The organism is Neisseria sp. 19428wB4_WF04, from assembly GCF_015235335.1.
Classification (GTDB): Bacteria; Pseudomonadota; Gammaproteobacteria; order Burkholderiales; family Neisseriaceae; genus Neisseria; species Neisseria musculi.
This window is the reverse complement of the sequence record NZ_JADGLG010000076.1, coordinates 1-7,289: the sequence shown is the minus strand read 5'-3', so window position 1 is coordinate 7,289 and position 7,289 is coordinate 1. Positions and strand designations below refer to the sequence as shown.

Here is a 7,289-nt window from a genome sequence, read left to right as displayed (position 1 = left end):
CGGCATTAAGGATAAGTTTGCCGTTTGAATCGATATCGCCGATCACCGCCAAATCTTCACTGTCGATTTCGAGATTTTCAAAACGGTGGCTGCCGATCAGGGTTACGCTTTTGGCGGCAAGTTTGGTATCGCCGCTGCGGCTGTGGTTGCCGAATATAACCAAATCGGTTTTTCTGCATGAGTGTTGCCGAAATCGAAGCGGTTGGCACCGGAGATTGCTTTATCGAACACTGCAGTATCTTTTAAACCGCCAGTCTGTAAAACTGGTTAAGGCCGTTTGAAAATCATGATGCCGTTGTTCCGCCTTATGCTGTTTGTGTATCAAGTTTCCCGTCTTGTGTTTATTTTCAGCCGGCGGGCAATATGGTGAGCGTGAATTGACTTTATTTTCCGCTACCGACAGCAGGCTGGAAACAATACAGGCAATAGAGAACTATGGCTGCTCGGGCGGCTTGCAAAAGCTTTTTCTTCGGGCTGAAGCGTGGTAACGCCGTAACGGAAATAAAGCGGATTGACTGACGAGCCCTGTCTGGGATGGCGCAATCAATACTCAGGCTCTTAGCCGGTTTTGCAGAGGTTGAAAATATTTCAGACGGCCTTTTTTGAGCCGTCTGAAATATATTGTGCCAATCCAAACCCTACATACGCCCTAATTCGCGCTGTAATGCCTGGATATTCTGCTGGCGGTCGAGCACATGGCCCTGTAGTTGGGTAATCTGCTGCTGGTCAATGGTGCCGCCTTTGGCGGTGCGGGCGGAAGTGAGCGACTGTTGCGCTTCGGAGAGTGCTTTGCGCTCGTTGGCCAACTCTTGTTCGAGTATGCTGCGGCGGCTGTTGCTGCCTGAGAGTTTGGGGGCGGGCGCAACTGCGGCAGGCGTGTATTTAGCCGGCACCGCTGCGGCTTGCCCGGAAACGGGCTCGCGTTTAACCGCAGCCTGCTGTTTTTTCACTTCGGGCTTCGCTGCGCCTGGTGTATAGACTTGGGGGGCATCATAGCGGCTGCTGCTGTAACGCCCGATGGGCGGCAGGTTGGCAGCCTCGCAATTGCCCGTGTGGCGCGAGGTGTAGGTTATTTCGCCGTTAATCACGCAGGTGTAGATTTTCGCTGCGGCCGTTTGAATGCCTATGGTGTTCAACCCGATTAATGCAACTATCCCAATGATTTTTTTCATATTCTGTTTCACGTGCAAAGAAAGGCCGGCAAGCGCGCAAAAGCACGCCGGAGTTATCTTGGCGCATAGACCCTGCCTGGGCGGCGGCAGGCTTTGCTTTTCAATGCGTTGCGGCAACAGTCGCCCCTGCCGGAGCCGCCGCAGGCAAGCCGGCAGAAGAAGCAGGCATGTTTTCGGTGCGGATCTGCGCTTTGGTTTGCGCATCCAACAAAATTTCGCTGGCGGCCAGCAGTAAAATGGCCTGTTTGAATGATGAATAAGACATTGTGAATCCCCATGTTTTAATAAAATTATGAAAAAGCAAACCCGGTAGACCAAAAAGATGGGCAGCTATCCGGCACCATCGGCAAACTGTGCTTCGATTTCACGCCCGATTTGCTCGAGCGTTTCTTGCCAGCCCAACCAACTCTCTTCAAGTTTACCTAATTTTACCTTAACTTCAGCCAAATTAGCGAGTGATTGCTGAAGTTTTACTTTATTTTCATCTGAATAAGCACTTTCCTGTGCCAAAAATGCTTCACAAGCCGTCTGAATATCGTTTAAGGCAGCCATTTCTTTTTCAGCGCGCTCGATTTTCTGCCATAGCGGCTTCATGCGGCGGGCTTTTTCCTGCCGCATCTGCGCTTGCTGCCGTTTGGTGTCTTTGCGGCTCTGCGCCTGCGCGGAAGCGGCGGGCACGGCGGGCACGGCGGCATTTTCCTGAGCCAGCCGCCACAGGCGGTAATCGTTTAAATCGCCGTCAAAAGCTTTCAGACGGCCTTTATCGATTAATAAGAAACTGTCGGCAGCGGCTTCCAGCAGGCTGCGGTCGTGCGACACGATAACCAGCGCACCCTGAAAACCCTGCAAAGCCAGCGTGAGGGCATGGCGCATATCCAAATCGAGATGGTTGGTCGGCTCGTCAAGCAGCAACAGGTTGGGCTGCTGCCACACAATCATCGCCAGCGCCAGCCGCGCTTTTTCGCCGCCTGAAAAGGGCGCGGTTTTTTGCAGGGCGGTATCGCCGGTAAAGTTGAAGCTGCCGAGAAAATTGCGGATTTCCTGCTCGCGCACTTCGGGCGAAAGCTGCTGGATATGCCAAAGCGGGCTTTGGTCTTCGCGCAGGGTGTCGAGCTGGTGTTGGGCAAAATAGCCGATATTGAGTTTGTCGGACTTCACCATCTGGCCACCCTGCAAAGCCAGTTCGCCCGTCAAGGCTTTGATGAAGGTGGATTTGCCACTGCCGTTGATGCCCAACAGGCCGTAGCGTGCGCCGCTTTCGATAGAAAGGCCGATGCCGTGCAAAACGGTGGTGCCACCGTAGCCCAAGTCGGCTTGTTCGAGTTTTAACAAGGGATTGGGCATATAGTTGGGATTTTTGAACTCGAAACTGAATTCGCTGTCGAGGTGCGCGGGGGCGATGCGCTCTAGCTTTGCCAGGGCTTTCATGCGGCTTTGCGCCTGCACGGCTTTGGTGGCTTTGGCTTTGAAGCGGTCGATAAACGATTGCAGGTGTTGGATGCGTGCCTGCTGTTTGGCGTAGGCAGCCTGCTGCTGCGCCAAACGTTGGGCACGCTCGTTTTGGTAGAAATCATAGTTGCCACCGTAGAGCGTGAGCTTTTGGCCGGACAATTCAACGGTGTGGTCGGTGGCGGCGTTGAGAAAATCGCGGTCGTGGGAAATGATGATCTGCGTGCAGGGCAGGCTTGCCAAGTGGTTTTCAAGCCACAGCACGGTTTCCAAATCGAGGTGGTTGGTCGGCTCATCGAGCAGCAGCAGGTCGACGCGGCACATCAAAGCCTGAGCAAGATTCAGACGCATCCGCCAGCCGCCGGAAAAGGCTTTGACGCTTTTGCCGTGCTCTTCCTGCGAAAACCCCAAGCCGCTTAACAGTTTGGCAGCGCGGGCGGGCGCAGTGTAGGCATCGATTTCTTCCAGCCTGGCGTGGTATTCGGCAATACCCATACCGTTATTTTGCGCTTCGGCTTGCCTCAAGGCCGTCTGAAAAGCCTGCAATTCGGCATCGCCCTGCAACACATAATCGAGCGCGGAAATATCCAGCGCGGGCGTTTCCTGAGCCACCGCTGCCGTTTTCCAGTGTTTGGGCACCAGTACATCGCCGCCATCCTGCGTGATTTCGCCTTTGATCAGGGCAAACAGACTGGATTTGCCGATGCCGTTTTTGCCGATCAAGCCGATGTGCCAGCCGGGATTGACGGTGAGATTGGCTTTATCGAGCAGCATTTTCGGGCCGCGTCGCAGGGTGAGGTTTTTCAGTTCAATCATGAGATGGGGCAGCGTGGGGAAAAAGCAGTATTGTAGCGGAAACAGCGAAAGACCTATCAATATAGCCAACCTGCTACGCTAAAATCCAGCTGCAAGGCAGAGAACCCCGGGCAGCCAGGCAAGCGGCTCATTGCGCCTACGGCACTGCTGCATCTAGCTCAAAAACAATGTTACAAGTCCCTCCAGCAGCAGAATCAGCCCCATATCCAAGCTGTCTGAGGCTTGCTGCCTTATATCCGAGATAAAGTGGATTCACTATCGCATAAGCAGCGCAGTAAAGCGGACAATGCTAGCATTATTGCAAAGTGTACCGACTGCAGATAAACGGACAACAAACCAAGCAGACTTATCCGATCAAACCCATATTGTTTAGCATTTTCCACCATGCTACGCCGAGGGTGAGATGCACAATCAGCGAACCGAAAGCGATAACTGCGCCTGCCGTCCACCATTGTTTGGTGGTAGCATAGCCGGTGCCGTAGATAATCGGGGCGGGACCGGAGCCGTAGTGGGTAAGCATGCCGCCGTAGGAGTTGGAAAACAGCAGGCCGAAAGTCAGCAGCAGCGGATCGACGTTGGTTACCGCACCCACGGTGGCAAACACGGGCACCATGGCGGCGATATAGGCTCCGCCTGAAGCAAACAGGTAGCGAATGGCCACGCTCACGGTGAGAATCACGGCCAGCATAATATAGCCGCCCTGCATCTGCCCGCCGCCGATGATTTCGGAAAAATATGCTGCCAGCCACTTGAAAAAGTCGGCTTTGGCCAGCGCGGAAGATAGGCCGATAATGCCGCCATACCAAATCAGGGTGTTCCAGCCGCCTTTGTTTTGCAGGATATTGTCCCAACTGGTAACGCTCACAACGATGCAGCCCACCATGGCGGCCAGTGCTACAGCAGCGGCACTGATGCCAGTAAAATCGCCTGTTATCCAGCCCAAGAGAGCAAGCGCAAAAATCACCAGCAGCATTTTTTCGCTGCGTTTCATCGGCCCCATTTCTGCCAGGCCTTTCACGGCAATTTCTTCACGGTCCACTTTGGTTACTTCGGGTCTGTAAAGAAAATACAGCACTAGCGGGGTTAAAAAAGTAACCAGCAGGCCGGGGAGTGCAGCAGCGACAAACCACTGCATCCAGCTCACTTCCACGCCCAATATCGGGATAAGCAGGCTTAGAGCCAGCGCGTTAGGCACCATGGCGGTGAGAAAAATCATGCCGGTGTTTTTCACGGTGAAATAGGTGTTCAACATCAAAAACAGACCGCCTTTTCTGGGGCTTGTTCCGGGGTCGGAGCCGATGGCTTTGGATACACTGTTCATAATCGGGGTCATGATGCCACCACCGCGCGCGGTTACCGAGGGCATTCCCGGCGAAATCAGCAAGTCCAGCACAGTGTTGATATAACCCAGCCGCAGCGTGGTGCCGCCGAAGCTGCGTATCATTCAGATAAGCAATGCGTTTGCCCAAGCCGGTGGACACAAACGCCGTGCTCAGTGCAAAAGCGGTGAACACCAGCCAGGTGGTGGTGGAAGAATAGCCTGCAAGCACATGTTTCATTTCTAAATCCTGCTCGTTGGGGGTGAGCCCCATGGCAATACCTGCGCCGGTAACAGCTGCCAGCAGCACCACCGGCATCGCCCAAGGCTTGACCACCAGCCCGAAAATGGCGGCGATATACCAGCCGAACAAGCGCCAGCCGACCTGCGACAGGCCTTCGGGGGGCGTGCTGAAAAAAATCAGTACCGGAATGGCGAAGAAAGCAATCTGCTTCCAATGCCTGCTCCAGAAAGAGGACGCGGCTTGAGAGCCGTCAGATTGAGTCATGATCAAACTCCTGTGTGTTGGAATATTGTGTTATCCAAATGGTGAGCGCTAGCAGATCGGCACTGCCTCCGGTGCTTAAATTGCGCTGCGTACACCATTGGTCAAACTGTTTCAAAGCGAGATATAACGGTTGCGGCCGTCTGAAAAGCTGCCCGTTAGCCAATACGGCCTGAGCCTGCCGCTGCAGTAGGCCGAGCGCTTCGATGCCACCGCGTTTCACCACGTTGGTGTCACGGTTGTGCGCCAGCAGCTTGAGCAGCGCATAACGCAGGGCGTGGCTGCGGTTCCCAGTGGCGGCAAAGGCTTGCCGGTAGGCGGGCAGCGCGATATCGGTTACGGTGGCGAAGCCGGAGAGTGCTTCGCCGCGCGCACCGCCCAGGCCGTATTCGCGGTAGAAGCGTGCGCCGGCGATGTCGCCCTGCCCTTGCTCTTGCCGTAAGCCGGCGCAAACGGCTTGGATATCGCCGGAAAGCACCGTCCAGCCGGGCCGTTCGCCGCGCGCTATCCGCCGCCCCAACACCGCCGCCAGAATGCCGAAGGCAAACAGCGCGCCTTTGTGGGTATTGGCTCCGCCGGTGGCGTTCAGCATGGCCTGTTCGGCCTGCAAACCGACGGGGCGCACGGCGGCCAGCACGGCTTCGTCGGGCGGTCGTTGCGCGAAACTGCTGCCGGTGAGGGCGCAGCGGGTGAGAAACGGTGCCAAGGCGTGCGCGCTGGCGCGGAACATGGGCAAGGTCATGTCGGGGTGCGGCCCCTGATTGTCAGCATCAACCAGCCCGGGTTTGGGGGTCAGCTCGGCTTCGGCACACAAGGCGGCGCTCATGCTGCCGCCCAGCACCACGATTTCGCGATAGCGGCGGTAATGGTCGCGCATGACCGTCTGAAGCTCGTCCAAACTGTGGCGGCGACTGCGGGCGCACGCTTTGGCGGGTTCGCCGCAGCACAGGCAGGCGCGCGGCGGCAGGCCGAAACGGCTGCGGGACAGCGGTTGACCGTCGCCGCCGATGATGTCGATATCCCACAAACGGCCCAGCGGGTGCTGGTGTTCCAGCTCCATCATCAGGGGTTTCAAGACATCGGCAGCGCAATCGACCGCCAACAGCAGACTATTGCCGCCTTTCAAATCCAGATGCTGTTCGGCGCTAATAGTGATATGCCTTTCGGCCAGTATCTGTTTCAGACAGGCATAGCCTGTCTGAAAGATTTCGTCTAGAAACAGGCTGCGTTTCACCCCGCCCGGCGCCAATACGCTGAAACTCACCAAAGAGGCCGCCCTGCCCGCCAGCAGCGCCTGCTGCGCGGCATAGCGCAAATCACGCGCGGCCAGCACACTTTCCAGCGGGACTTCGCTGCCGATGAGCGGTGGGAAACCAGGGGCGGAATACATGGTTTAACCTTCCGTGGTGGCGGCGATTTGATAAACGGTGTCGATCACGCTGCCGTCGCGGTAGCGGATCATCGCCACCGGCCGCTCGGTGAAGCGGATGGCGTCGGGTTCGCCCGTCAGCATCACCGCGCGTTGGTAGAGCGCTTCGATCGGCACGGTTTCGATGCCGGCCTCGTGCAGCCGCGCCGCCAGTTTGGGGCGTTTGGGGTTGACGGCGATGCCGTGGTCGGTAACCAGAATGTCGATGTGTTCGCCGGGCGTTACCGTGGTCAGCACATCTTTCACCACGGTAGGAATACGGCCACGTACCAACGGTGCCACAATCATGGCCAAACGCGCACCCGATGCAGTATCACAATGGCCGCCCGAGGCACCGCGGATGATGCCATCTGAACCGGTGATTACGCTTACATTAAACTCTGTGTCGATTTCGAGCGCACTCAACACCACCACGTCCAGCCTTTCCACCGATGCGCCTTTGGAGCCTAAATTGGCGTATTGGTTGGCACTGATGTTAAATATCGTGCAAAACTGAGCCAGGGAAACGGGGAGTTGTGCTCCAAAATTGAGCCACTCTCCGTTTGTTATAAACTGCTCCGCTTTATCACACAGCGGAGCCCAACCTGGATGTTATGCATG

6 protein-coding genes and 1 pseudogene are annotated in these 7,289 nt (G+C 56.2%); all 7 read right to left on the bottom strand.

Going from position 1 to position 7,289, the window contains the following annotated elements; translation table 11 throughout:
• Positions 1 to 638: 638 nt before the first annotated feature.
• The 7 genes and pseudogenes from IR141_RS11600 to IR141_RS11575 all read right to left on the bottom strand — a co-directional run bounded on the left by IR141_RS11600 (position 639) and on the right by IR141_RS11575 (position 7,190).
• Positions 639 to 1,172, bottom strand: a complete 534-nt coding sequence (locus tag IR141_RS11600) for a hypothetical protein (RefSeq protein ID WP_135037440.1) — start codon at positions 1,170 to 1,172, stop codon at positions 639 to 641.
• 100 nt (positions 1,173 to 1,272) lie between these two features.
• On the bottom strand, positions 1,273 to 1,437 hold the full coding sequence (locus IR141_RS11595) for a hypothetical protein (protein ID WP_167743197.1): 165 nt from the start codon (positions 1,435 to 1,437) through the stop codon (positions 1,273 to 1,275).
• 65 nt (positions 1,438 to 1,502) lie between these two features.
• Positions 1,503 to 3,437 carry an ATP-binding cassette domain-containing protein gene (locus IR141_RS11590; RefSeq protein ID WP_135037437.1) on the bottom strand — a complete coding sequence of 645 codons (1,935 nt, stop codon included), beginning with the start codon at positions 3,435 to 3,437 and terminating at the stop codon, positions 1,503 to 1,505.
• Positions 3,438 to 3,783: 346 nt separating this feature from the next.
• The gene (locus tag IR141_RS11585; RefSeq protein ID WP_255518828.1) at positions 3,784 to 4,881 is read right to left on the bottom strand and encodes a DASS family sodium-coupled anion symporter; all 1,098 of its coding nucleotides are present in this window, start codon (positions 4,879 to 4,881) and stop codon (positions 3,784 to 3,786) included.
• Positions 4,882 to 4,894: 13 nt separating this feature from the next.
• Positions 4,895 to 5,263: pseudogene (locus IR141_RS13900) on the bottom strand (anion permease); the annotation flags it as partial.
• Entirely contained in the window at positions 5,250 to 6,650 is a 1,401-nt protein-coding gene (gene citX / locus IR141_RS11580; protein WP_135037434.1) for a citrate lyase holo-[acyl-carrier protein] synthase, read from the bottom strand. The pseudogene IR141_RS13900 and the gene citX, both read right to left, overlap by 14 nt.
• A gap of 3 nt (positions 6,651 to 6,653) precedes the next feature.
• Positions 6,654 to 7,190, bottom strand: coding sequence for a citrate lyase subunit alpha (locus tag IR141_RS11575; RefSeq protein ID WP_228068254.1), 537 nt, complete (start codon positions 7,188 to 7,190; stop codon positions 6,654 to 6,656).
• Positions 7,191 to 7,289 lie beyond the last annotated feature (99 nt).